We start from the raw sequence: 25,352 nt of genomic DNA on the forward strand, positions 1-25,352 counted from the left end.
ATTAATCGTTTATAATCGACAATTTCCGTTTGTAACCGTTTGCAAACGGATAATTAATTTATATCTTTAGCGAATGGATGACGAAAAATTATGCCTAGACTGTGGCACGCCCCTGCATGGAAGGGCCGACAAGAAATTTTGTAACGACCTGTGCCGCAACAGCTACAACAACCAACTGAACAGCAACAGCAATAACCTGGTGCGGAACATCAATAACATTTTACGCAGAAACAGGCGGATAATGGAAGAGTTGAACCCTGGCGGGAAGACACGCGTTAGCCGGAAAAAGTTGGCATCAAATGGTTTTGATTTTGATTATCATACCCGCAGCTATACCGCGCAAAACGGTAAAACTTACCATTTCTGCTACGAATATGGATATCTGCCGTTGGACAATGACGAATTTTTGCTGGTAAAAAGAGAAGAAATTTAATCTACTGAAGTTTTGAATTGAAACTCAGAGTAGCGAATGCTAAATGAGGCTGGAAAAGCCGGTGCGCAGTTGGCTATGCGTCACCACATTAACACAATTCCGAAACCGAATATTCAAAATCCGAAATTCAATTATCTTTGCAGCCAAATGATAGTCCAGCAGTTTTATGATAAAGGGTTAGCGCATGGTTCATACGCTGTAATACGCACCGGCAAAATGGTGGTTATTGACCCCGCCCGCGACCCGCAGCCTTATTATGACTTCGCCGCTCAGCATGATGCGGATATTGTCGGCGTAATAGAAACCCACCCGCATGCTGATTTTGTAAGCTCGCATCTGGAAATTCACCAAACTACAGGCGCTGTTATTTACACCAGCAAGCTTACAGGTGCTGAATATCCGCATGAAAGCTTTGATGACGGAGACGTAATTCAACTAAACGATATTAAGTTAAAGGCAATCAATACACCGGGTCATTCGCCCGACTCGATATGCATTTTGGTGGAGGATGAGGATGGCAAAGAAACAGCCGTATTTACCGGCGACACGCTATTTGTGGGCGATGTAGGACGGCCCGACCTGCGGGAAAATGTTGGCAATATAACTGCAAAAAAGGAGGAACTGGCCAAACAGATGTACCACTCAACCCGCGACAAGTTGATGAAATTGCCTCACCACGTGGTAGTTTATCCCGCACACGGCCCCGGCTCGCTGTGTGGTAAAAATATGAGTCCCGATTTGCAAAGCACCATTGGCCGCGAGCTGCGCGAAAATTATGCATTGCAGCTGATGGATGAATTGAAATTCGTAAAAACACTTACCACCGACCAGCCCTTTGTACCGAAATATTTCGGGCAGGATGTGGAGCTGAATAAAAAGGGCGCTCCTGCTTTTAACGAGAGCATTAAAGCTGTTGCCCGGATTGACCGCAATGCAGTGTTGGAGGAAGGCCTTTTGTTGATAGATACCCGCCAAAAAAAAGATTTCAGGGCCCGCCATTTAAAAGGCAGTATTAATCTGCAGGATGGCGCTAAGTTTGAAACCTGGCTTGGTTCAATAGTTGGCCCCGATGAGCAGTTTTATTTAATAGGTGCAGACGACAATGCGCTGGACGTTGTTATAAAGAAAGCTGCCAAAATCGGCTACGAAAAGAATATCAAGGCAGCTTTGCTTTGCCCTGACAGGGCGACAGAACGATTAACCGACCTCGATTTGGACAACTTTGTGCATAACACCGAAAACTATAATATAGTCGACGTGCGCAACCCCAACGAGACCGCTGAACAAATGATATTCAAAAGCGCGATCACAATCCCTTTGCCTGAGCTCCGTGAGCGTATCGACGAAATACCGACCGGCAAACCTATTGTGGTGCATTGTGCGGCCGGCTACCGCTCGGCGGCTGCGGTAAGTATCCTGAAAATGCATATCAAAAATGTACAAGTTTACGATTTGGGAGAGGTTGTAGTTGAATTTCAAAAAACCGTAGTTTAATGTCCGGCGACGTTGATCCCGAATCGGTGCAATCATCTTCAAATCGGTATGATCATTTAAAAATAGTCACTACCGCCGATGGTTCGAATACGATATACAATTCCCGGGTTGGTGAAAATTACCACTCAGCAAATGGCGCCCTGCAGGAAAGCCGGCATGTGTTTTTGAATGCGGGTTTGAAATACTTTCTGGAGCATTACCCTGAAAATAATTCGGTTTCCATTTTAGAAGTTGGCTTTGGCACGGGCTTAAACTTTTTGGTGACAGCTGACTACTGCATCAAACAGCATATCAAGCTTAACTATACCGGCATTGAGGCCTATCCGTTAACTGGAGATATGATCAGCCAAACTGGCTATCAAAAGTATATCGCAACAGATTTATGGCAGGAGTTTATCGAAGGTTATGGTAACGCATTTAATTCTTCCATCCGGCTACCCGATTGCCAACTGCAAATCGCTCACTGCCAACTGCTGCAATGCACCCCCGCACATAAGTTCGACATACTGTACTTTGATGCCTTCGCTGCAGCACATCAGCCTGAAATGTGGAATGACGAAGCAATAAGCCACACCATGAGATTTTTGAAAACCGGTGGCGTGTTTGTTACTTATGCCATCACCGGAAATTTAAAACGCTCTCTGAAAGCACTAGGCTGCAAGGTTGAAAAAGTACCGGGCGCAGCAGGAAAACGGGAAATGTTAAGGGCGATTGCAGGATAAAAGCTTGCCATGTGGGCCGCGTGCAAGAACGTTTAAAGCCTGAATCCTACATTGAATTTCATCGTAAAACCATTATTTGTTGGTAATTCCCGTACCGGAAATTGGTTGCCGGGCGTTATGGTACTGTGTGTAGCATAAATAATAGGACCTCCGCATAAAGTAAACGAGAACCGCGAAGATACGGGCGCGTAATTTAACGATGGACCTATGAGCATCCTTGCACCTCCTTCCGCCTCGTCCGCCTCCCAAAAACCTTCCAGGTCTTGTCCAACAGCCTCAAACCCGCCAAAGAGCTGGCCGGCTATCTGCCGGTGAATGCCGATGCTGCTGATTACATCTATTTTGTCGCGGCTACTATTGAACGCTTTCTCGAAACGCACATTGCCACCTAGTTTCCACTGCGGGTTTTCGAATGCTGCCGTTAAACGGCTTAACGCAACCTTATCATTATTAAACTCCCGCCTGAAACCAAGGCTTGCCCCTATTCTTATACCCTCGGCAGAATTACCGCCAATAAAATCACGCAATACTTCTGCCTGCTCCAGGCTGTTTACATTTCCTTTCGAGGCAAAACCCACGCCCATTGAAGCAATCAGCGTAAATTTCGCGCCCAGGTAACCTTTAACCGCTATATTCTGGTCTACGCCATCAAAGCCTAATGGCGTAACAGTGCGCTGTCCATACCCGCCCGAATAGTTAAGGCTCCAGCCACGGGCAGACGGGTTAAGCGTGTTAACTGTAAACAAAAATGGCTGGGGTTGCGCAAAACCTTCGTTTGATAAAGTTTGGTTGATGGTTTGCCCCCAGGCGGCCACAGCCGAAAAACACATAAAAGCTGAAATGAAGTATTTCTTTATCATAGGTGTATGTTGATTAAATTTCCACTAAATAAATCTATTTAAATTAATTGTGCGTTAACAAGGCGATATTTTATAAGCTCTGCAAATCAATTGCGCGCCAGGTAAGCGTTCGGGATATTCGGCGGCATATAATCAATGCCGTATACATGTTTTATGAGCAAAGACACCGTTTCAGCAATAGTTTTTTCCCCGCGATGAAACTGCGGCAATAAGCCCATCATGGCATAGCTTATAGGGTTTACGGCGGGCACAAAGGTCTCCCACTCGTAACCTTTACCCCAAATTAAGCCTTTGACAGTTAGGGTAAGATCCGCCCTATTTTCCAAAAGGAAATACAGCATATCTGCCGAGCTGTTACTGTTTTGATTAACGGTATGGAAAACTGGAGTATGGCCGCCAAAACCGTATTCGTCTGTTGCAGCTTTTGCATCAATATCTGCCCCATATTTTAGAAGTAACCCCGCGCAATCCACGCTGTTGTATTCGGCACAAAAGTGCATCAATGTGCCGCCCGTAAGGGGTGTATAAGTATTGTTGTACAACGTGTATGTTTTTTGAATAATTGCTGTATCAGTTTTTAAAAGTTCTTCCAACTTAGTAGCATTGTGTGCTAAAACAGCAAGCAACGCCTTATCTTCAAACTCAAGCCCGGCATCAATAAAAGCGCGGATACACTCTCTAAACCGCGGACCACGGGTGTACATTTCAATCATCATAGTAAACAGGGGCACGCCGTCCGGCAATATATCGTTAGGGCTTCCGCCATCGGCAAAGTATTTATTGATCCCTTCAACAGAGTGTACCTCGATAGCGTAAAGCATTTGGGTTTTATCGGGCATAGTTAAGGCTCATTTATTAAATAAAGCTATTTAAAATCCTGCAGTTTAATGTTATTTTTTCATCTTTTTGATTGGTGGGCTTTTCCGACTTTTGAACTTAAAACCATATTTTTACAGCAAATAAACTATGGCACTTACTCCCCCTCCCGCTGCATCCACTCCCGAAACTGCCTTTACCAGGCTGCTTACCATTATGGACGACCTTCGCCTGAATTGTCCGTGGGATAAAAAGCAAACGCTTGAGAGCCTGCGTCATTTAACTATCGAGGAAACTTACGAACTATCTGACGCTATACTGAGTAATGATATGCCGGAAATAAAAAAAGAGCTGGGCGATATTATGCTTCACCTGGTTTTTTATGCCCGCATCGCATCAGAAACCAATGATTTTAATATCGCCGATGTGTTGAACGGTGTATGCGATAAGTTGGTGAATCGCCATCCGCACATTTATAGCGACACAGAGGTACAGGACGAGAACGATGTAAAGCGTAACTGGGAAAAGATAAAATTGAAAGAGGGCAACCGCTCTGTGTTAGGCGGCGTGCCTGCATCGCTGCCCGCCTTGGTAAAGGCGTCTCGCATACAGGAAAAGGCCCGCGGCGTGGGGTTCGACTGGGAAGAAAAGCAGCAGGTATGGGCTAAGGTTGAGGAAGAAATGCGTGAATTTAAAAACGAATTTAATGCCGAGGATAACAGTGCAATCGACCATGAAAAAGCTGAGGCTGAGTTTGGCGATTTACTGTTTTCATTGATAAACTATGCGCGTTTTATAAATATTAATCCCGAAGATGCCTTAGAAAAAACCAATCGTAAATTTATTAAACGGTTCCAGTACCTGGAAAGCAAGGCGGCTGAAACAGGGCGGTCTTTACAGAATATGAGCCTTGCCGAAATGGATATTTTTTGGGAAGAGGCAAAAAAGATATAAAATAACCAGGCTGGTGTAGCGTTGTTAAGGAAAAATACGTAACAGAATAAAATAAACCTGATATGAGATTTAAATCTACTTGCCTTGTACTCTCGATAGCCGTTATGTTTGCAATGAGTTGCGGCAGCACAAAAAGCGAAAATCCCACCCCACTGCCTGACGGAAGTTATTCAGGTGAATTCCGGCTTATACATGTACACAATGATAACACAAGGGATACGTCAAAAGCCAATATCACAGTTTATATCTCGCCTGTTTCTACAGGCACCTATTCTGTTACCGGTGATACTACCACATTGCATGCAGGCAGTAAAGGAAACTATGAATTTTATTCAAATGGTACCGTTCAGTTTGCCGACAAAACATATTCGGCCAGCGCTCCCACTACTAAAACCCATCTAAATGGGCTGTACTCCTATGCTTACGACGGCAATATATTCAGATTTGTGGCTTACGGTCTCTCCAATACGCTGATATTACAATATGACCTGAAAAAATCAGGTAATTAATCTAACCGGCGCAAGTTAATTACGCCCGCGATTTTTAGCGCGCGTCTTTTCTATAAACAAAACATCAAATTGTTGTATCGCTTTGGCTGTTAAATACGTATGGAATACAAACGAACAATAAATTTGAGTTGAATTAACCATTTTTAATGCATCAAACGCGGGGCATTGCCGAGGAAGAAATTATCGGCCAGTGCAAAACAGGCAGCTTAAAGCACCAGGAACTGCTGTATAAGCAATTCTATGGCTATGCCATGGGTATCGGCCTGCGTTACAGTATAAACCGTGACGACGCATTAGAGGTGGTGAATGACGCATTTATAAAGGTATTTAACAGCATAAAAAATTACCAGAGCGACCGGCCTTTTAAAGCCTGGCTTCGTACAATCGTAGTCAATACTGCTATCGACCGCCGGCGGAAAGACCTGAAATTTCAGATGCACGTTGAGATTGAAAATGCCGGACCGGTTAGTAACAGCGGCAATGCCATTGAAAAACTGAATGCACAGGATATTTTAAAGCTGATGCAACAGTTGCCGCCAACTCAGCTGGCTATTTTCAATTTGTACGAAATTGATGGATACAGTCACGAAGAAATATCAAAGCTGTTAACTATACCGGAAAGCTCTTCGCGGGTTTACCTGAGCAGGGCTAAAGAAAAGTTAAGAAATATATTAAGAACAGAAGCACACGATCATGGACGATCAGTTGGATAACGACTTAAAGAACCATATAAGAGAGGTGTTCGATAATTATGAGGACACAACCGCCGATGAAGGCTGGCTGTTGCTGCGCGAAAAGTTTCCGGTAGCGAAGAGACGTAACAGCATGATATGGCTATGGCGTGCGGCAGCGATATTGCTACTTTGCTGTGGCATTGGTGTGTGGCTAAAAATATCAACAGACAAGCCTTTAAATCCTGTTGTCAGGAAAGTCAACCGCCCCTTGAAACAGAGCGGCGAACAGGTAAAACGTGTAGCGCCTGACACCCTGAACAGCAATAGTATTGCGGCAAAAACTCCGGACAAATTTACGCACCAACGTATTGCGGCTGCCATTGCCGAAACCGGCAAAACATTGCATACTAACAGTCAAAATCCGGCTGAGGCAGGTAACAAGCAAATTGGCTCAGTTTCAGACCGGATCAATAAAGACAATCAAGTGCAATCTACACAGACTGATAAACAATTGCTGACCAATAACCAAATGCCGATACCTCTGGCAAATAAGCAGTTAAATTTAAATACAGGAGCTATTGCACAAACTACAACACCAGCCGGTCAGCAGACCACTACGGCGCCATCCGCCCCAACCAGTACTGCAACAACAAGTATAAACACTTTGGCAGCACAGCAGCCCAAGCAACAGAAAGATATAATGGACATGTTTAAGCATGACCAGGGCAATAAGCAAGCTGTAAAAGATGAGAATCAGTCAAAAGAAAAAAAAGTAAATTTCGGTTTATACGCAGGCACCTATTTTAACTATGGAAAGGGCAGCGACAACCAGGTTAATGTTGGAGGCGGAATAACTTCAGACATTAAGCTAAACAGAAATTTAAAACTCGTTACCGGTATCAGCATCGCTCAAAACTCATTGAGCTACCAGGCTATTCCAACCGTTGCGGCATCGCTAAAGAGTAGTCTTGCTGTCCCGGCTGCAATTCAATCCGGCAACATGTATGCGACCCTGGCCTCTACACCGACAATAAAAAATTATAATGCTAGCCTGGTGGGGCTTGATATCCCTATCAATTTAAAATATGAATTTAACCCCGATAAAACTGATGCCTATGTATCGCTCGGTTTAAGTTCTGGCACTTTTATCGATGAATCGTATACCTACAAATATAATTATCCTTCCTTCCAGTCATCGTCGTTAAAGGAGACGCGAAACGAAACTACAGGGAACAACTTTAATAGTTTTTATTTTGCAAAAACCTTAAATGTGGCTTTTGGCGTTGGATATCCCTTCGGTAAAAACAGGTTAGTAATAGAGCCTTTTTTAAAGTATCCGCTTGATGGACTGGGTTCGCAAAATCTTAAGTTTGGTGCAGGCGGGTTAAACCTGAAATTTAATTTTTTACCGTCACGTAAATAAAAACTTCAATTACTAAAGATTAAGGCTTTTTATCTTACTTAAATTGTATCGCCTTAACCGGCTCGATACGGGTTACCAGCATGGATGGCAGCACCATTACGAGTAAGCAGATTATCAACGTGCCTATGTTAAGTAATACCATCTCGACCCAATTAAATTGTATAGGGACAAAGCTCATGTAATACGAGGCCTGGTCGAGTTTGAACATGTGAGTATGCGTTTGCAGTATACCAATGCCAAAACCAAACAAATTACCAAACAGCATACCTAAACCAATAAGGTAAAAGGCATTGTAAAGAAAAATTTTTTGTATCGTCCAGTTATTGGCGCCCATAGCTTTCAATATGCCAATCATAGTTGTGCGTTCCACAATCATTATCAGCAGTGCCGATATCATATTGATGACGGCAACCAAAATCATTAGTGTTAAAACTACCAATGTATTGCCGTCGAGCAAATCCAGCCAGCTGAATATGGTGGCATAGTTCTCCATTACGGTGTATGATTTGAGGTGTGCAGGCAGCACATTGTCGATATCGTCTGCTGTGAGGTTTATCTGGCCGAAATTATTCAGCTGTATTTCATACCCGCCTATTTCGCCTGGCTTCCAGTCGTTCAGGCGGTTAATTAATGCAAGGTCGCCAACCACGTATGTTTTATCAACTTCTTCTATTCCGGTGCTAAATATACCCGTTATGATAAACGGCCGGCGGCGCAGTGGCTCCTGCACAAAATACATCTGTATCTTATCTCCAACTTTTAGCCTTAGCCGGTTTGCTGTGACCTGCGAAATCAGGAGCTGCTGTTTGGATTTGATAGTATCCGCAAAATCAATAATCTTGCCCGACAGCAGATTATTTTTAAAAAAATTCCAATTATAGGTTTTGTCTACCCCCTTCAAAACAACGCCTTCAATTTCGCTGCTTGTTTTTATAATGCCGGGCTTTATGGCAAAAGGCGCTATGGAACCGACGTTAGGTATGGTCTTCGCCTTTTTTACAAAATCGGCATCGGCGGCAAAAGGCGAGTTTTCATAAGAATTATTAAGATCAAACTTAACGACCTGCACATCTCCCGAAAATCCGCGGATCTTGCTCCTTATTTCCTGCTTAAACCCCCGTACTATGGCAAGCGCTAAAATCATGACACCTAAACCCAGCATAATACCCACGATAGCTATCCGCACAATCAGCTTAGAAAAGGTGCGTTTAGATTTGAATGTAATGCGGTTGGCGATGAAATAGGCGAAACTCAATGCGACACAGATTTTTTGTACCTTCGCAAATATGCGGTTTTAACCTTAAAAACAGGCAATAATATTTGTTCGGCGCCGGTTTGACCGCAATTAAAGCAAGTAAGTGCTTTGTTAATGAGATAAAGCGATTTTTAGATAATAATATAAAACAATTACGGTCTGTCGCCGTTTTCAGCCCGGTTACAGGTATGCAGTACCTAAATAACTTAACACGCAAAATGAAAAAAACATTCGCCGTAATACAAATTTGTCTCCTAACGTGCTGTGTGGCTTGTGCATCAATACATCAAAAAAAACCAACCGGACCTGGTATTATCACAGGAGCAGATCAAACCAGTTTATACGTTAATTATCTGCGTAGCAAAAATGTAGGGATGGTTATTAACCAGACCTCCGTTATCGGCAAGAACAATACCCTCAGCCTGGACACCTTACTTAGGTTAGGCATTACCGTAAAAAAGATTTACGGGCCGGAACATGGTTTCAGGGGCGATGCCAGCAATGGGGCTGATGTTAATAATAGTATCGACGCCAAAAGCGGCGTGCCCGTAATTTCGATATATGGCAATAAGCATTATAAGCCAACGGCGGAAGATTTGCAAGGCATCGACCTGATGATTTATGACATACAGGATGTCGGTGTACGGTTTTATACATACTTAAGCACGCTGCAATATGTAATGGAAGCATGCGCCGAAAACAATATTGAGTTAATGATACTTGACAGACCCAATCCCAACGGGTTTTACGTGGATGGGCCTATACTGGATACCGTAAACCGTTCTTTTGTTGGCATGAATACGGTGCCCATAGTTCATGGCCTTACCACAGGCGAATATGCCCAAATGCTAAACGGCGAGGGCTGGCTAAAAGACCATGAACAATGCAAGCTGAAGATCATTAAAGTTGCCAACTACAGGCACAATTCGCACTACACATTACCTGTAAATCCGTCGCCTAACCTGAACACCCCTGAGTCGATTTTACTATACCCGTCGGTGTGCCTGTTTGAAGGGACGACACTTAGTCTTGGACGGGGTACTATGCTGCCGTTTTTGCAGATAGGGCATCCGTCGCTAAAAGGAAAATACAGTTATTCATTTACCCCGGTCAGTATAAAGGGCATGAGTGAAGACCCGCCGCAGAAAAATAAAATTTGTTATGGCATCGACCTGAAAAATTACGATACCAATACCATTTACAATAACCGTAAGCTTAACTTAGCATGGCTGATTGAACTATATAAGGCTTTCCCCGATAAAGCGCATTTTTTCAATGCGTATTTTACCAAACTGGCGGGCACAACCGAACTGCGCAAGCAGATTGAAGCGGGCAAAACCGAGGCAGAGATAAGAGCGAGCTGGAAGCCTGGATTGAGCCAATATTTGGCGATGAGGGCGAAGTATTTGTTATACCCATAGCTAAAAAAGCTGGAAGAATAAAGCGTTTCGCTTTCGGCTTTTAGCTGTTACCTTTTTTATTATTAAAGTCTGCTATTTATCTGTATGAGAATAATTTTTATGGGCACCCCCCAGTTTGCGGTAGCGTCGTTAGATGCACTGATTAAAGCAGGGTGTAATATTGTAGCCGTGGTTACTGCCCCCGATAAGCCTGCGGGCCGGGGAAAAAAATTGAGCGAATCCGCAGTGAAACAATATGCCGTGGAAAATGGCATTAAAGTTTTACAGCCTGAAAAGCTGAAAGACCCTGATTTTCTGGAAGAGCTCAAGGCTTTAAAAGCAGATTTACAGGTGGTGGTTGCTTTCCGTATGCTGCCTGAGGTGGTTTGGAATATGCCGCCGCGGGGCACGATCAACCTGCATGCCTCGTTACTGCCACAATACCGTGGCGCTGCGCCGATAAACTGGGTACTGATAAATGGTGAAAAAGAAAGTGGCGTTACCACATTCTTTTTAAAGCATGAAATTGACACCGGTGATATTTTATTTACCGAAAAAGTGACACTAAGCGGTCATGAAACTGCCGGTGAACTGCACGATCGCCTGATGGCAAAAGGCGCGGGCTTATTGGTTAAAACCGTAAAAGGCGTGGAGAGCGGCAGGTACAATGAACACCCGCAATCAGTATTGGCTGAGGGTGTTGAGCTTAAGAATGCTCCGAAAATTTTTAAGGAAGATTGCCTGATCGACTGGAACCAGCCCGCCGAAAGTATTTATAATAAGATCCGCGGCCTAAGCCCACACCCCGCCGCCTATACCCTGCTGAATGATAAGGTACTTAAAATATACCGTGCCGAATATGAAATAACTGAACCCGGCCTGCAGCCCGGCGGTTTTGTTAGCGATAATAAATCACATCTGAAATTTGCAGCACCGGACGGTTATGTGCTGTTAACCGAGGTGCAAATGGAAGGAAAAAAGCAAATGGATATTGAGGCGTTTTTGAGGGGAGTAAAATTGTAACAGTTTGTCAATGGCTTGTTTATAAGGCATGCGAAAATTTCTTTTTGCGGGGGCATGGGCCTAACTGGTTAAAATATTTTTAATTTTAATGTAACATTCGGTGAGCTGTACTTCTCCAAAGCATAGCAAGTTAAAATTAATTATCACTCCAATACGTCCCAATCATGACCACAAAAGAATCATTTTCCATAAACGGCGAGGGCCTGCTGGATAAAATAAAAGAACTTATTAAAGAGGGCAATGTTACCCGCATTATTATCAGCGACCGTATGGGGAAAGAGTTGCTGAACTTCCCGCTTACAGTAGGTGTTGTAGGTGCATTGATAGCGCCTGTGTTTGCTGCTGTTGGTACATTGGCTGCGCTGGTTACCGAATGCACCATAACGGTTGAGCGCGAAATACCCGACACAGAAGAGATGAAAGACGAAACAGCAGTTTAATGGTAGACCATGTGTCACTGAATTTCGTCCCTGGAGTCAAAGTTCAATCTTAAAAACCACTTAAAACAACATATCCAACCGATTACAATCCCCCTTATTATTTACATTGATGAAAGAAGATAATATATTAACGGTGGAAGGCCTTAGCGTGAGCTATGGCAGCTTCAATGCGGTACAACAGGTATCATTCGAGGTTCGCAAAGGCGAAATATTCGGGCTGCTTGGACCCAATGGCGCCGGTAAAACCAGCACATTAAGTGCTGTCGAAGGATTATTAAAGCCACAAGCCGGTACCATTCTTGTCGATGGGCACGATGCCATCTTGAAGCCGCTGCATGCCAGGGCTTCTTTAGGGGTGCAACTGCAATCCACCAGTTTTCAGCCTGAACTTTATGTAATTGAGGTTTTGCAATTATATGCCGGTGTATATGGCGTATTTGCAACCAAAGAGCAACTGATGGGCATATTGCGGGATATCAATCTTGCTGATTCGGCCATGAAAAAATACGGCGAATTATCAGGGGGGCAGCAACAGCGTGTATCGCTGGTTATAGCAACTATTCATAACCCCAAGCTGGTATTACTGGATGAGCCAACCACCGGCCTCGACCCGCAATCTCGCAGGCAATTATGGGAGCGTATTGAAGCTATCCGCGAACGCGGGCATGCTGTATTGCTCACCACCCATTCCATGGAGGAGGCCGAAGCGGTTTGCGACCGCATCGCTATCATCGATCACGGAAAAATTATTGCGATAGATACCCCGCAAAATATGATCGATAAACACCGGAATGCCCCTGAAGTTATAGCTGTATCTCGCCGCGGCAAAATAACACTGGAAGACGTATTTATTGCACTAACCGGAAAAGACGTCCGGGAATAACTAATCCACTAACTCACTTAATCGCTATTCGCTAACTGGCTATGGAAACTTCATCAATACCTCAAACCTCAACCGTACTTAAAACGCTTTTACGCGCCGATTTTACTACCCAATGGCGCAACCGGCGGGCCGTTATACTCACACTTATTGTGCCTGTGATTATACTGATGACCTGGAAGCCGTTGATAAAAGTTGCGGGGGGACCTTTCGTTCTATCCAATAGCATAGTGCTTGGTCTGATTGCTACGGGGCTGATGGGTTATTCAAATTCTATAGCACGAGACCGGGACAAAGGAATATTCCAACGCCTTCGCGTCGCACCAGTCCCTTCATGGTCTATAATGGCGAGCAGGATACTGGTTCAACTGGTCATGATAATTCTTTTGACGACTGCGGTCTTTATAATTGGCAATTCGGTCGACAAAATAACACTATCCCCTGGCGGCTACATAGCTACCTATTTTACGGCGATTGTAGGGGGCGCGGTTTATTTAAGCCTGGGACAGATGATAGTGGGGCGCATAAAAAACCCAGAAACGGTAAATGCTACAGTTAGGCTTGTGTATTTTCTGTTTATTTTGGGTGGTATGATGGGGGAAATATTCGTTATTCAATATCCTCAATTTAAAGTAGTAGCTGATATTATTAAATGGTCGCCTTACGGAACGGCGCGAACAATACTGGCAGCAGGCATGGAACCTTTGAAGTGGAACGCCGACGCATCAATGGCCTTATTGGCAACAATAGGTTATGCGGCAGTCTTCGCTTTCCTGGGAATAAAATGGTTCAAGTGGAATACGAAATAAGTGCATAAGATCGCTTTATAGTATATCTCATCTACCAAATGCTCATCAACAAATATTCCTGCAGCAGCGGGATAAACTTATCGATAGCCAAACAACCGTTCGCCCGGCCATAACCGCCTTTGCGAAAAGTATATAGTATTCGCCCGTCAGTCAGGCACTCCAGGTGAAATTCAAGGTCTTCGGCATTCCATACCAGGTAGAGGCTTTCTGCCGGGGTGAATTCGAAAGTGCTTGTACGCTCCAGGTTAATATCATCAATGTAGTGTAACAGCGCTTCAGCATTCTGCAGCGTTACTGCATTCGGCGTAAAATAAAACGGACTGCCGCTATTTAAAAGCTCTTTTAATTCGGGATGCATATACATTGCTGGTATCGTACTATAAATACAGCCTTTTTATACGTGCATGCCTATAATTAGTTGCGCTCTAATGTAATTTGTTCTACAACTGTATAAATGAATTAAATAAATTTGAACCGAAAAATTCAAAATAATCCTAACTTTACCGCGGCTGATCTGCAGCACTGTTTAGCAAACAATTTATTATGAAAAAAACCAGCATACTTTTGATTATAATAGGCATAATTATAACTGTCGGATTGATAATCTATTACAAATCGGTTCCAAACCCTGTTGATTCTGACTCAATGACTATCGCACCTGATGGTCACATGGTTGCTAAATGGCCAATTTTCATCGGTATCATCTTTACCTTTGTGGGTTGCGTATTTTATTACGTAGCACAGTCTGAGAAAAAAGCGGAATAATATTGGGAGCCGGATAGCCCGCTAAAAAAATAAAAAGCACTAAGTAATGCATAAATAATGCAGGTTGCTTAGTGCTTTCTTTTTTTCTCGGTTTTATGAAACCTTACAGGCATTTTACCCGAATCCCAAATAAGCTATCCAGCAATTCCCGCTTGACGCTGGTATGCAATCAAAAGAGCAATTCCGCTGAAGCCCAGCGCTTCAAAAACACTTGTCAATTCGTTGCCGTTATCTGTGGCCGGAGCCACAATTGCCCGTGGTATGTGCAGCAAAATCAGCCAAAGAAAAATCATCAACCCTAATAAAAGCGCCGCTGTTTTCAGTCGGATTCCCAGGATGATGGCTATTCCCGACAGTATTAATGCCACGCCCGCTAAGTAGCACCAAAAAAGGTGGCCGGGCGCCCAATTGGGTACAAGAGAGGCTACGAAATCAGGATAAAAGAAATGGTCGAGGCCGAAGAGTATCATGGTTAGTGCAAAGAAAATGCGGTTAAAAGGAATAAATTTCTCCAGGAACCGTATTAGCCCCGATGAATCAATCGAGACGGGTAGGGAGCCCGCGACTGCAAATGCGCCCCCGGTAAAAGCAATTTCCTTTAGAGCATTTGCCCATACGCCCAGATGCTTTGGATAAAGGTCAACTATAAGTTCATAAGTAACATGCCCAATTAAAAATAACAGCAGAAACATTCCGCCCGATATCAACGCCCACTCCCTGGCCTTTTTATCAAGAATAATAGCGCCGCCGGTTACCAGCATGATTGCTGTAACCAGATATGACATATAATTGAGTCCTTGAATGTGCGATGACCAATCAGCGAGTATTACCGGCCTGAAATCGGCATAGTAAATTTGTTGACACGCAAGCCCGATGAGCATTGTAGCGAAAAATATTCGCCCCATTTTGATAAGTGTTTTCATTAATCAGGTTAATTAGCTGTTTCCAAATTTCGCCTGCAAAAATCCTGGAACCAAATACACAGGCTATACATGTTGATACAAAATGGTACAAGGCAAATCCCAATATGCACTTGTCTTTAAATTGTCGAAGCATTGATTGGTATCATACTTTCACCATTTTTGCTATATTCAAACAATCCTGTTCACCGTGATAGTTAATTTTCTGATATGATTACAAAAGATGAGATTTTCGGCTACCAGCCGGATGAAAGATATAAAACATCTGTGGCCTATTTTTCCATGGAGTTCGCCATTGATCAGCCTTTAAAGATTTACAGCGGCGGCCTGGGCTTTCTGGCAGGCTCGCATCTGCGCAGCGCCTATGAGTTGAAACAAAACCTGCTGGGAATAGGCATGCTGTGGAAATATGGCTATTACGACCAGGGGCGCGACGGTAATGCTTTGATGAAACCTGAATTTATCGAGAAGCAATACTCGTTTTTGCAGGATACCGGAGTTCAGTTTGTAGTACCGGTCCATGACTCACCTGTTCAGGTAAAGGCTTACCTGCTTAAACCGGAAACTTTCGGATCCGCTCCTTTATTTTTGCTGAGCACTGACGTTGATGGTAACGACGATCAATCGCGCAGTATTACCAGGCAACTATATCATCCTAACGAGGCTACGCGCATTGCGCAAAGTATTGTATTAGGTGTGGGAGGCGCTATGCTGCTTGATGCACTGCATATTGAGCCTGAAGTTTATCACATGAATGAGGGCCACTCTATTCCTTTGAATTTTTACCTGTACAATAAATATAAGGATCTTGACGAGGTAAAAAAGCGCGTGGTGTTTACAACGCATACCCCAGAAATGGCCGGTAATGAGGAACATGACTACTCGCTGCTACAAAAAATGTCGTTTTTCTATGGAATGGATGAAGGCCAGGTAAAAACCCTGCTTGGTTTTGACGATTACCGCTTTAACTACACCCGTGGCGCCCTGAAATTTGCCCGAAAAGCCAATGCAGTATCCAAAATACATGGCGATGTAGCCCGCGAAATGTGGGGTAGTAACCAGGGTATTTGCGAAATAACCTCGATAACCAACGCCCAGAACAAAAATTATTGGAAGGATAGCAAATTAGAAGATGCGCTGATTCAGAATAACGATGGGGCTATTGCCCTTAGGAAAAAAGAAATGAAGCGCGAGTTATTTAAAACTGTTGCCGACCAGTGCGGAAAGTTGTTTAACCCTGATATAATTACTATAGTTTGGGCAAGGCGATTTGCCGCTTATAAGCGTGCCGACCTGATGATGTACGACTGGGATCGATTTATACGTCTCTTATACAGCACCAAATATCCCGTACAGGTAATCTGGGCCGGAAAGCCTTATCCGGAAGACTATGGTTCCATTGCTTTGTTCAATAGTATCATCAACCGGGCAAAACCGATTGCCAATTGTGCCGTGCTTACCGGCTATGAGCTTGGCCTTTCGGCCTTGCTGAAGAAGGGCGCCGATGTGTGGCTCAATAATCCAAAAATGTATCGCGAAGCATCAGGCACAAGCGGGATGACGGCAGCCATGAATGGCGCGATAAACCTGTCACTGCCCGATGGCTGGGTTCCTGAATTTGCCAGGGATAAAGAAAATTGTTTTATAATACAGCCTGCCAATAGTGATGAGCAGGAAGCCAGTAACCTGATGGACACCCTTGAAAATACCGTACTGCCGATGTACTATGACGACCACAAACAATGGCTCAACATCTTAAAAAAGGCAGCAACAGAAGTTGTTCCGGCCTTTGAATCGGCAAGGATGGCAGATGAGTATTATCAAATAATGTATAAATGATGAGCGACGCCTTTAAAATAACCATTCATATGGTTTCGAGCCTCGACGGCATTATTGCCAAAAAGGACAATAGCGTTTCATGGTTTGACACGCAGGATGTTTACGAAAAAGGCGTTGTTTTGACTAAGGAACAAATAGAAACGTTCGTTAAATCGATAGACTGCTACGTAATGGGCTCGCGAACATACGAACATGCTTTAGAGCTTTCTAAATCCTATGGTTGGGCTTATGGCAATGTGCCGACGATTGTTTTAAGCAGTCGCAACCTACCGGCCGAAAGACCAAATATCGAGTTCTATTCGGGGGAATTGGAACACCTGATAAATGAACGCTTAAGGCCCGGGTTCAAAAACGTTTGGGTGGTGGGCGGTGCTGAACTAGCCCAAGACTTTATTAATTTAAAACTGGCTGATGAGATAAGAATGTCAGTTCTGCCGATAATTTTAGGCGAGGGGAAGCCATTCTTTCATGACATAAAAGCAGAGCAAGCATTACACCTAAAGAGTTCTACCGCCTACAAAAATGGAATGGTGGAGTTGGTTTACGAGATAAACAAGTCACAAACCTAAACGTTATAGTCACATCTCGCCATAATGGTTAAAATAGTTGACAATCAATAATGATAAAAACCAACAAAAAATTCTGAGCTGTCCTGGAAACCCTAATATCTTAATCCCTCAATTCAGGATTAATCCTTTTCACATACATTTCATCGGCCAATATCATCAGGATGGCAATAGCCGGAACGGCCATAATAATTCCCATAGCACCGCCGAGTACCCCCATAATTAGCTGGCCAATGATTGTAAGCGCAGGGGGCATATTGATCATTTTTTTCTGGATAAGCGGCGCTATGATATTTTGTACAAGGGTTTGCACGCCGATATAAATTAACGCTACGATAATGGCCGTATTGGTGTCGATCGTAAGCGCCAGCAATACGCCCGGTATCATAGCTATAAAAGAGCCGAAGTTGGGTACGATAACTAATATTGCAGCCAGCAAGCCCAGTACCAATGCCATTGGGATACCCATTAAACTTAAGCTGACAGGTAACAAAATAGCCAGCAACACCATAGATATCATGGTACCCTTAAGCCATCCTTTTAACGACAGGCTAATGTGGTTAACTATTTTTCGGGCAAGGTCTTTGTTGTCAGGCGGAATTAGCAGTATCAAACCGTCTTTATAAAGGGAGGGGCTGGCGGTAAAGAATATACCCAAAAAAAGTATAATATAAATATTGCCCAGTACGCCAAAAGTGGTGCTGAAGAACTGGCTGGCAGTGGCAAACAGTTTGTCGGGATCGCCCCCGGAAGTGGCCTCAAGCACTTTACGGCCAAGCGGTGTTTCAGCTAGCTTTAGTTTCGCGTTATGAATGGTGTGGGGCAGGGTATCGCTTAATTCCGACACCTGGACTTGTATCTTGCTACCCATAAACCAAAGCAAAAAAGCCAATATAATAAATGAACCGGTAACAGAAACAAGCATGGCTGTTCGCCTTTTCCAGCTGGTTTTGCGTTGTATGATATCACCAAGTCCGTGAAAATATACCGAAATAAGGCATCCCGCCAAAGCCACCAGCAGCACGCCAAATGCCACCCGGGCTATCAAAATCAAAACGGCTACTATAGCTACAATACCCACTGTATGCCAAACCTTTTCGGTATAGGTTAGTTCCCGGGCAACTTTTTGGGGTAGCTTTTTGTCAGACATTGTAAGGCCGCCGTGTTTTTTATAAATCTACAGCTTTGCCCGCACACTTAACGTTAACTTTAATAAAATGTTTACAGTCCTGTCAAAAACCCGTTCAAAAGATAGATGTCGATAAAGTAAGCTGAGCCTGCAGCAATTGCCAGATTGATATACCAGTGTTTTTTAAACCATCGCCAGTAAACAACCGAAGTAAATATGCTAATACAAAGGAGCACTATAGCATAAACCGTAAATACAAAAATAAAATCGCCGAAAGGAACATGATGCTTATTGCCAAAGTTAGCAGCGGGTATGCCAATAAAAAATACAACAAGGAAAATTATAAAGCTGCCTAAGTAAATGCGCGCAGGGCTAACTAATGCTTTTTTTAATTTATTCATAAGCTAACAAGTAGTTGTAATTTTAAACGACGCCAAATACTTTATTGGTATTTACCGTCCTAGCTTAGCCTGCACTTCGCGCGTGTAGGTATTGCCGATGGGTATATTGTGCTCACCAATTTCAATATGGGTTATTGTATATGCATTGATATGCCGGGTAGACACAATGTATGACCGATGCACCCGCAGGAAGCCGTCGGCTGGTAATTTTTCATCGAAATAAGTAAGTGTTTGATAGGTGATATAACCCTGAGCAGATGTATGTATCTTGACATAGTCTTTTAAGCCCTCGATATATAAAACATCGGCCAACAGCACCCTGATCATTTTTTTGTTTGATTTGATGTAGATAAAAGCCTCATCGGTGGCTTTAGCGTACTCTTTATACGTCTCAGCCACCTCCTTTTTACCCGGCTCAACCCACATTTCATATTTCTCGATAGCTCTTAAGAAACGCTCGAATGAAATAGGCTTCAACAGGTAATCGATAACATTAAGCTCATAGCCCTCAATCGCATATTCGCGGTAGGCGGTAGTAATGATAACTGCCGGCGGATTCTTGAGTGTTCGCAGTAATTCTATGCCGGTAATGTGCGGCATTTGTATGTCCAGGAAAAGCAGGCTGGGTTTATAAACTTTCAATGCATTAAATACAGCTGCACCATTATTACAGGTAGCCACAATATTCAGGCGCTCAATTTTTCTTACATGGCTTTCTATAACTTCCCGCGCCAACGCCTCATCATCAGCTATAATACAATCGATGTTGTTCATAAGTCTACCTTTAAATCTACTTCAAAAAAATCACCATTGTTGGCCATATGCAACTCGTAGGCGCCAGGGTAAGAAAGCTCCAGCCGGCGCCTAACGTTTCGAAGACCCAAACCAGTGCTATTGACTTTAACGGGGGCGCTACAACTGTTTCCCACCTTTAAAAACAGTTTACTGCCGGTTACTTTAATATCGATGGTTATCCACCCTGAATTATCGCCAATGCCATGTTTAAACGCGTTTTCAATAAACGGAAGCAACAGCAGCGGTGCAATCATTTTTCCGGCTATTTCCCCGGAGTACTGGAATGATAACTCCAGCCTGTCGGCAAAGCGCATTTGTTCTATGCCAATGTAGTTTTCCAGGTACTTTATTTCGTCTTTTAACAAAACTTTATTCGCGCTCGCGTCATACAACATATAATGCATCAGGTCAGACAAACGGAGCACCACCTTCGACGCCTGTTCTGAGCCTTTTAGCGTAAGAGCGTACAAACTGTTCAGCGTGTTGAAGAAAAAGTGCGGGTTTATTTGTGCCTTTAGCAGGCCCATTTCGGCTGAGAACTTCTCCTGCTCTATTTCACGAAGTTTCTTTTCATGCTGATAAGAATTTCGCATCAGCTTAATAACCATTGTAATGATGATAACGGAAAAATCTTCGACAGCATTCCGGGCTATCTTTACCGGTATCCAGAAATTCTTATTCTCGCTTTTATAAACCTCCGGATAATGAACTTTATCCCATGGCATCCAAATGTACCAACCGGCGAAACGCTCCATCAATCCGCCAAAAAGCAGCAGCAATGCAAAAGCGATAACGTACAAAGTATATTTTTGCTTGTAAAAAAAGGCCGGCATCAGCCCATACAGGTTAAGATAGGCCAGTAAGATAGCGACAGGAACGTCAGAAATAAACTCGTGGCCAATAGAAAAATTAAACGTATCGCCATCGTTCCAGCCCTGATGCACCGCTTGATATACGATGTATACCATCCAGAAAAGCACGTGCCGTAATACCGTTTTATAGCTAACCTTTTTTGCCATTACTGCAAAAATGAATAATAAATTTCCTGCATGCCGTGTCTTTTCGACGAATGGGCGTTTGCTTACCGTTAAAAGTCTCAAAAATGCCGTGAATCGAACTTACAGGGGTTAAAGTGCTGTCGGCGGCAGCAACCGTCGCAGTCGTCTAAATTAGCGAAATATAAGTTTTATGCTCTATTTATTTGAGTCATGAAAACTTTATTCAAGACGTTTTTAGTGCTACTTTTCTTGTCAGGGACATATATTACTACGTCCGCACAACAAATATTCCCGCCCCTGCCTGAAGCGAAAAGACCGCATATAAAAGCTGAATTTACCAGCGAAAAAATAACCATAGATGGCAGGGATAACGAAGCTTCCTGGCAGCATGCCGACACGGCCGGTCACTTTACCGTAGCTTATCCAAAGCAGGGCGCCAGGGCTACCTATGACACTAAGGTGAGGCTATTGTATGATAACAGCAACATTTATCTTTTTGTAAAATGTGATTTTCCGCCCGGAAAGAAAAAGATACAAGTGCAGAACATGCGGCGCGACTTCGGCTTTAGTGACAATGAGCTTTTTGAAGTGCTGGTGGATCCATTTAAAGACCCGCGGTTACCGGTTATGGCCTTTTGCGTTACCCCCTATGGCACTCAAATGGATATTATGCATTATGCCGACGGCAGCTACGATTATAAATGGGATGCTGTGTGGAAAGCAGCCAGCCGGATACAGGAACACTCCTGGATAACAGAGATCGCCATCCCTTTTTCAACCTTCCGGTACCCAAAAAATTCAACAGAGTGGAGCATCAATTTTGTCAGGAACATACGTCAGTTTGGTGAGCTGAGCGGATGGTCGGCATGGCCTATGGCTTTTAATGAGTCGAGGATGGAGTATGCCGGAATTGTAACCAAACTAAATCCCCCCGCAGGAAAGATAGACATGCGCTTTGAACCCTATACACTTGTGAACAGCAAATCGGCAAGTAATACCCCTGCAAAATATAAAGTTCAGGCAGGCGGCGAACTTAAATATGCCATTAATACCAATACCTTACTCGAGGGAACCATCAACACCGATTTTGCTCAAGCTGATGCTGATGTGCAGGTAATCAACCTCACGCGGTCGAGCGTTTTTTTCCCTGAAAAAAGACAGTTCTTCCTGGAGAACTCCAGTTTATTTTCAATCGGGAAAAATGGCATTATTCAGCCGTTCTTCAGCCGCAGGATAGGATTGAGTGATGGTGGCAACCCGCTTGCTATTAATGGCGGGCTAAGACTTATTCACCAGGACGGAAAACAGTCTTCGGGTTTATTGATTATGAAACAAGGTGGAGACAGTGCAGAAAACGGCGCGCTATTCAGCGTACTGCGCTATAAAAGAAATATCAGTAAAAACTTTGTTTTGGGCGGAATGGCCGTTCTCCGGGAAAACCTTGCAGGGCCGCAACAGGCATCTTATTTAAACCCCGTTGGCGCATTGGATGCATTCTGGCGGGTCAATCAACCCTTGTTTATCAGGGGTATGGGATCCATTTCAGGAAATACGCTGACTCATCAAAAAGGCTCAGCGTTTTTCAGCGAGATAAATTATGGCACGAACGTGTTCGGACTTGACTGGTTTGAAACGGTAGTATCTAAAGGATATCAAGCACAAACCGGATATGTGGCTAGAGATAATTTTATCAATACGCAGCCAAACGTTTCTGTAACTATTCATAAAGACTGGTTTCCGAAAAATGTCGCGTTTTATTATGCCCAGCTGAGTGCCGACATTTATAACGAGGCGTCGACAGGCGCCCTGCAGGAAGCAAATGTGACACTTACGCCTTTTATGCTGATATTCAACAACCTTGCACAAGTAAGCATTAACATTACATCATCGTCGGAATATTTGACCGAAGACTTTTCACCTGTGCGCAATATCAACATAGCAGCGGGGAACTATCATTTTAACCGGTATGAACTTTACGGATATACCAACCTGGGTGCTCCTTTTAGCGCCGAAGCACGCTTAAGCACGGGTAAATATTATAGTGGAAACTTAAATAGCTATTATATATCGCTCCGTGCTGCTCCAAACCCGCATGCGGAATTTGTTGTCGCCTACACGCGCAACGATTTTAAAAATACCGGTACAACATCCGCATCCCTCACAACCCATCTGCTGGCGCCAGGGTTGCGCCTTGCGGCCAATCCCAAATTGTTGATATCGGGTTTTTACCAGTATAATACCGATGCACGTAATGGCTCATTAAATGCGCGGCTCTCGTGGGAATATAAACCTTTGTCGTTTATCTACCTGGTGTATAATAATCTCGATAATCATTATCATACCCCCTTTGGCATACCGCAAAATCAACAAAACGGCATTTTAAAACTTACCTACATCCATCAGTTATGATAAATTGCGGGCCAACATTGCGTAAAACTACGTACGTAAATTCAGTAAAAATCCGCAAGACATGTGGCTAAGCGGTACTTACTTTTGAAGTAAGATAATGCAGTGGTGCAATATTTTACAGCAACCGGTTTTAAACTGCTATTATTATTCCGGCCCTGCCTGTGTCAGTATTAGGCTATGCTTAATCACTCCATCCTTAAATTAATAAAAATTTAAGCGATACGGAAGGCGCGGTTTAAGAAATAGTAATAGTTTATAAACGGTTAGTTGGTTAATTAGGGAGCAAACAGTTGTTATGGTATAGCAGCTGTTTTGCTTTTTATATTCCTTCCTTTTTTAATTTTCCAACAACCGCCTTTTGCGTTGCAACTATTATAATATTTATTGCCGGTATTATTTTGCTTACCCTATACGGTATAATGCACCGGGAACGACCGGTACCAGCATATAATATAAGCGCTGTATAACAGCAGTGTTTAATTTATTCTGGTTGATTAGTAAATGATGTGACGTGCACCGACGATAAATACTGTTATAACCGGTAAAGCTATCATGATAAATACGCGTGCCATTTGCAATGAATTGGCATTGCCTTCAACAAAAACGTTGTGTAAATCGGTTTTCAGGGTGTTTAATTTGTGTTCCATGATTCGGGTGAATTAGATCGTTAGTAATCAATTAATTTATCAGTAAAATAATTTATCAAATTATGTGCTCTTCTACGGCGTATAATTTGATAAGGTTACATGTTTGATTAAAATAGTTTAAAAAGGATTAAAATATCTATAAAAAAATAAAGGGAACGCCGCTTCAATTGCGGTATTCCCCGTTATTTTAATATTTAACAAACCTAAATAATAATTATCTGCCGATCAGCTTAATTGCGGCTCATGCGGATGCCTGTGTGATGGTTTTTACCGTTGTAGCTGTTCTCATAAGAGAAATCGCCGCCGGCAAAGCGTTTGTATTTTTCTTTGTATTTATTAAATACGGCGTCCGGTTGTTTTTTACCATTAACGGTCATCTCGTCACCGTTTAAAGTTAAATTATGCAAAGCGTCATCGTTAGGTATTATTTTATCACTAACTAAATCACTGATAAGCTGTTTCATTAGCTTACGGTCTTCCTCTGCATGTTTACGGTCAATTTCGGCCTGGGCTCGGTCCTTTTCCGCCTGTATCCTGTCCCGGCCTGCTTGCTCGCGGTCCAGGTCAGCCTGGTGACGATCCTTCTCTGCCTGGACCCTGTCCAACTCCGCTTGCCGACGGTCCTTTTCTGCCTGCAGCTTATCCATGTCTCCCCGGCCTCTTTCTATATCCGCTTGATGGCGGTCCCTTTCAGCCTGAGCACGGTCACGCTCCGCTTGCTGTCTGTCGAGGCCGGCCTGCTCGCGGTCGCGTTCGGCTTGCTGCCTGTCAAGTTCAGCCTGATGGCGGTCTTTTTCAGCCTGTATCCTGTCTGCCTTTATTTGCGCCCGTATTTTTGTTATCTGAACTTCATATTTTCCATAATCTGCAGGGGCTATTTTTTCGTCGTCCACATATAAACTTGCTATCTTATCATTAACCAGTTTTATTTTGAACTCCTTACCGTCTATTTCTGTATCTATTCTTTGCACTTCATTGCCGTTATTATCATTGGTCTGACTGCTGTAGTTTGTATGCATGCTTTGACTTTTCTTAGCACTACCTGATGATGAACGTTCCTGCGCCTGAGCAGTAATACCCCATACTAACGCTGCTATCCCGAGCACGCTGTGTTTCAAAATTTTAGTTTTCATTGTCTTTTTTGTTTAAGATTTAAAAAATTCAGGCAATAGCATATCACCCCGCATTTGC

Annotated in this window: 27 protein-coding genes; 16 read left to right on the top strand and 11 right to left on the bottom strand. The window is 43.4% G+C overall.

The genetic code is table 11. The annotated features are described in order from the left end of the window. Positions 1-73: 73 nt before the first annotated feature. From Q3W13_RS11170 to mnmD, 3 genes are read left to right on the top strand one after another with little or no spacing between them, the layout of a single operon-like run. Positions 74-433 (top strand): hypothetical protein, encoded by a 360-nt coding sequence (locus Q3W13_RS11170; protein WP_302863775.1) that lies wholly within the window; start codon positions 74-76, stop codon positions 431-433. A 36-nt stretch (positions 434-469) separates the two neighbouring features. Next, positions 470-1,927 carry an MBL fold metallo-hydrolase gene (locus Q3W13_RS11175; protein ID WP_302863776.1) on the top strand — a complete coding sequence of 486 codons (1,458 nt, stop codon included), beginning with the start codon at positions 470-472 and terminating at the stop codon, positions 1,925-1,927. Then, positions 1,927-2,649, top strand: coding sequence for a tRNA (5-methylaminomethyl-2-thiouridine)(34)-methyltransferase MnmD (mnmD, locus tag Q3W13_RS11180; protein ID WP_302863779.1), 723 nt, complete (start codon positions 1,927-1,929; stop codon positions 2,647-2,649). Before Q3W13_RS11175 ends, mnmD begins: the two co-directional genes overlap by 1 nt. A 32-nt stretch (positions 2,650-2,681) precedes the next feature. Here the strand turns inward: mnmD and Q3W13_RS11185 are convergent, their stop codons facing one another. Together Q3W13_RS11185 and Q3W13_RS11190 are read right to left on the bottom strand one after the other, a co-directional pair. Then, entirely contained in the window at positions 2,682-3,509 is an 828-nt protein-coding gene (locus Q3W13_RS11185; RefSeq protein ID WP_302863780.1) for a hypothetical protein, read from the bottom strand. 86 nt (positions 3,510-3,595) lie between these two features. Then, positions 3,596-4,348, bottom strand: coding sequence for an ankyrin repeat domain-containing protein (locus tag Q3W13_RS11190; RefSeq protein ID WP_302863781.1), 753 nt, complete (start codon positions 4,346-4,348; stop codon positions 3,596-3,598). A 127-nt stretch (positions 4,349-4,475) separates the two neighbouring features. Between Q3W13_RS11190 and mazG the strand changes: the two genes are divergently transcribed. From mazG to Q3W13_RS11210, 4 genes are all read left to right on the top strand, one after another. Then, on the top strand, positions 4,476-5,279 hold the full coding sequence (gene mazG, locus Q3W13_RS11195) for a nucleoside triphosphate pyrophosphohydrolase (protein WP_302863783.1): 804 nt from the start codon (positions 4,476-4,478) through the stop codon (positions 5,277-5,279). A gap of 62 nt (positions 5,280-5,341) precedes the next feature. Then, a complete protein-coding gene (locus tag Q3W13_RS11200) occupies positions 5,342-5,788 on the top strand; it encodes a hypothetical protein (protein WP_302863785.1) in 447 nt (148 codons plus the stop codon). Positions 5,789-5,934: 146 nt separating this feature from the next. Further along, entirely contained in the window at positions 5,935-6,501 is a 567-nt protein-coding gene (locus Q3W13_RS11205; protein WP_302863787.1) for an RNA polymerase sigma factor, read from the top strand. After that, a complete protein-coding gene (locus Q3W13_RS11210; protein WP_302863789.1) occupies positions 6,482-7,885 on the top strand; it encodes a hypothetical protein in 1,404 nt (467 codons plus the stop codon). Before Q3W13_RS11205 ends, Q3W13_RS11210 begins: the two co-directional genes overlap by 20 nt. A 34-nt stretch (positions 7,886-7,919) precedes the next feature. Here Q3W13_RS11210 and Q3W13_RS11215 read toward each other — a convergent pair whose 3' ends face one another. Continuing rightward, entirely contained in the window at positions 7,920-9,140 is a 1,221-nt protein-coding gene (locus Q3W13_RS11215; protein ID WP_302863790.1) for an FtsX-like permease family protein, read from the bottom strand. A 218-nt stretch (positions 9,141-9,358) separates the two neighbouring features. Between Q3W13_RS11215 and Q3W13_RS11220 the strand changes: the two genes are divergently transcribed. The 5 genes from Q3W13_RS11220 (at position 9,359) to Q3W13_RS11240 (ending at position 13,692) form a co-directional block, all read left to right on the top strand. Continuing rightward, a complete protein-coding gene (locus tag Q3W13_RS11220; protein WP_302863792.1) occupies positions 9,359-10,561 on the top strand; it encodes a DUF1343 domain-containing protein in 1,203 nt (400 codons plus the stop codon). Positions 10,562-10,645: 84 nt separating this feature from the next. Continuing rightward, positions 10,646-11,563 carry a methionyl-tRNA formyltransferase gene (fmt, locus tag Q3W13_RS11225; protein WP_302863794.1) on the top strand — a complete coding sequence of 306 codons (918 nt, stop codon included), beginning with the start codon at positions 10,646-10,648 and terminating at the stop codon, positions 11,561-11,563. Positions 11,564-11,727: 164 nt separating this feature from the next. After that, the gene (locus Q3W13_RS11230) at positions 11,728-12,003 is read left to right on the top strand and encodes a DUF4342 domain-containing protein (RefSeq protein ID WP_302863797.1); all 276 of its coding nucleotides are present in this window, start codon (positions 11,728-11,730) and stop codon (positions 12,001-12,003) included. Between the two features lie 109 nt (positions 12,004-12,112). Then, positions 12,113-12,886: an ABC transporter ATP-binding protein gene (locus tag Q3W13_RS11235; RefSeq protein ID WP_302863799.1), complete on the top strand. Its 774-nt coding sequence runs from the start codon at positions 12,113-12,115 to the stop codon at positions 12,884-12,886. A gap of 41 nt (positions 12,887-12,927) precedes the next feature. Continuing rightward, complete coding sequence (locus Q3W13_RS11240) at positions 12,928-13,692, top strand: ABC transporter permease (protein ID WP_302863801.1); 765 nt, start codon at positions 12,928-12,930, stop codon at positions 13,690-13,692. A 31-nt stretch (positions 13,693-13,723) separates the two neighbouring features. Here the strand turns inward: Q3W13_RS11240 and Q3W13_RS11245 are convergent, their stop codons facing one another. After that, complete coding sequence (locus tag Q3W13_RS11245; RefSeq protein ID WP_302863802.1) at positions 13,724-14,050, bottom strand: hypothetical protein; 327 nt, start codon at positions 14,048-14,050, stop codon at positions 13,724-13,726. Positions 14,051-14,235: 185 nt separating this feature from the next. On the opposite strand from Q3W13_RS11245, the gene Q3W13_RS11250 reads away from it, so the two are divergent. Next, positions 14,236-14,457 carry a hypothetical protein gene (locus Q3W13_RS11250; RefSeq protein WP_302863803.1) on the top strand — a complete coding sequence of 74 codons (222 nt, stop codon included), beginning with the start codon at positions 14,236-14,238 and terminating at the stop codon, positions 14,455-14,457. 134 nt (positions 14,458-14,591) lie between these two features. Here the strand turns inward: Q3W13_RS11250 and Q3W13_RS11255 are convergent, their stop codons facing one another. Further along, positions 14,592-15,380, bottom strand: coding sequence for a DoxX family protein (locus tag Q3W13_RS11255; RefSeq protein ID WP_302863806.1), 789 nt, complete (start codon positions 15,378-15,380; stop codon positions 14,592-14,594). Positions 15,381-15,587: 207 nt separating this feature from the next. Between Q3W13_RS11255 and glgP the strand changes: the two genes are divergently transcribed. Beyond that, entirely contained in the window at positions 15,588-17,216 is a 1,629-nt protein-coding gene (gene glgP / locus Q3W13_RS11260) for an alpha-glucan family phosphorylase (protein ID WP_302863808.1), read from the top strand. Next, on the top strand, positions 17,213-17,785 hold the full coding sequence (locus Q3W13_RS11265; protein ID WP_302863810.1) for a dihydrofolate reductase family protein: 573 nt from the start codon (positions 17,213-17,215) through the stop codon (positions 17,783-17,785). The genes glgP and Q3W13_RS11265 overlap by 4 nt, the downstream gene beginning before the upstream one ends. 100 nt (positions 17,786-17,885) lie before the next feature. On the opposite strand, the gene Q3W13_RS11270 is transcribed toward Q3W13_RS11265, so the two are convergent. The 4 genes from Q3W13_RS11270 to Q3W13_RS11285 form a co-directional block, all read right to left on the bottom strand. Beyond that, a complete protein-coding gene (locus Q3W13_RS11270; protein WP_302863811.1) occupies positions 17,886-18,932 on the bottom strand; it encodes an AI-2E family transporter in 1,047 nt (348 codons plus the stop codon). Positions 18,933-19,003: 71 nt separating this feature from the next. Further along, positions 19,004-19,312: a hypothetical protein gene (locus Q3W13_RS11275; protein ID WP_302863813.1), complete on the bottom strand. Its 309-nt coding sequence runs from the start codon at positions 19,310-19,312 to the stop codon at positions 19,004-19,006. 51 nt (positions 19,313-19,363) lie between these two features. Beyond that, positions 19,364-20,086 (bottom strand): LytTR family DNA-binding domain-containing protein, encoded by a 723-nt coding sequence (locus Q3W13_RS11280; protein WP_302863815.1) that lies wholly within the window; start codon positions 20,084-20,086, stop codon positions 19,364-19,366. Further along, complete coding sequence (locus Q3W13_RS11285; protein ID WP_302863817.1) at positions 20,083-21,126, bottom strand: sensor histidine kinase; 1,044 nt, start codon at positions 21,124-21,126, stop codon at positions 20,083-20,085. The genes Q3W13_RS11280 and Q3W13_RS11285 overlap by 4 nt, the downstream gene beginning before the upstream one ends. Before the next feature lie 189 nt (positions 21,127-21,315). Here Q3W13_RS11285 and Q3W13_RS11290 point away from each other — a divergent pair, with 189 nt between their 5' ends. After that, positions 21,316-23,514, top strand: a complete 2,199-nt coding sequence (locus tag Q3W13_RS11290) for a carbohydrate binding family 9 domain-containing protein (RefSeq protein WP_302863818.1) — start codon at positions 21,316-21,318, stop codon at positions 23,512-23,514. A 494-nt stretch (positions 23,515-24,008) separates the two neighbouring features. On the opposite strand, the gene Q3W13_RS11295 is transcribed toward Q3W13_RS11290, so the two are convergent. Both Q3W13_RS11295 and Q3W13_RS11300 read right to left on the bottom strand, forming a co-directional pair. Then, the gene (locus tag Q3W13_RS11295) at positions 24,009-24,161 is read right to left on the bottom strand and encodes a hypothetical protein (protein ID WP_302863821.1); all 153 of its coding nucleotides are present in this window, start codon (positions 24,159-24,161) and stop codon (positions 24,009-24,011) included. 230 nt (positions 24,162-24,391) lie between these two features. Next, positions 24,392-25,294, bottom strand: a complete 903-nt coding sequence (locus Q3W13_RS11300; RefSeq protein ID WP_302863822.1) for a hypothetical protein — start codon at positions 25,292-25,294, stop codon at positions 24,392-24,394. Positions 25,295-25,352 lie beyond the last annotated feature (58 nt).

This window comes from Mucilaginibacter sp. L3T2-6 (assembly GCF_030519355.1).
Taxonomy (GTDB): Bacteria; Bacteroidota; Bacteroidia; order Sphingobacteriales; family Sphingobacteriaceae; genus Mucilaginibacter.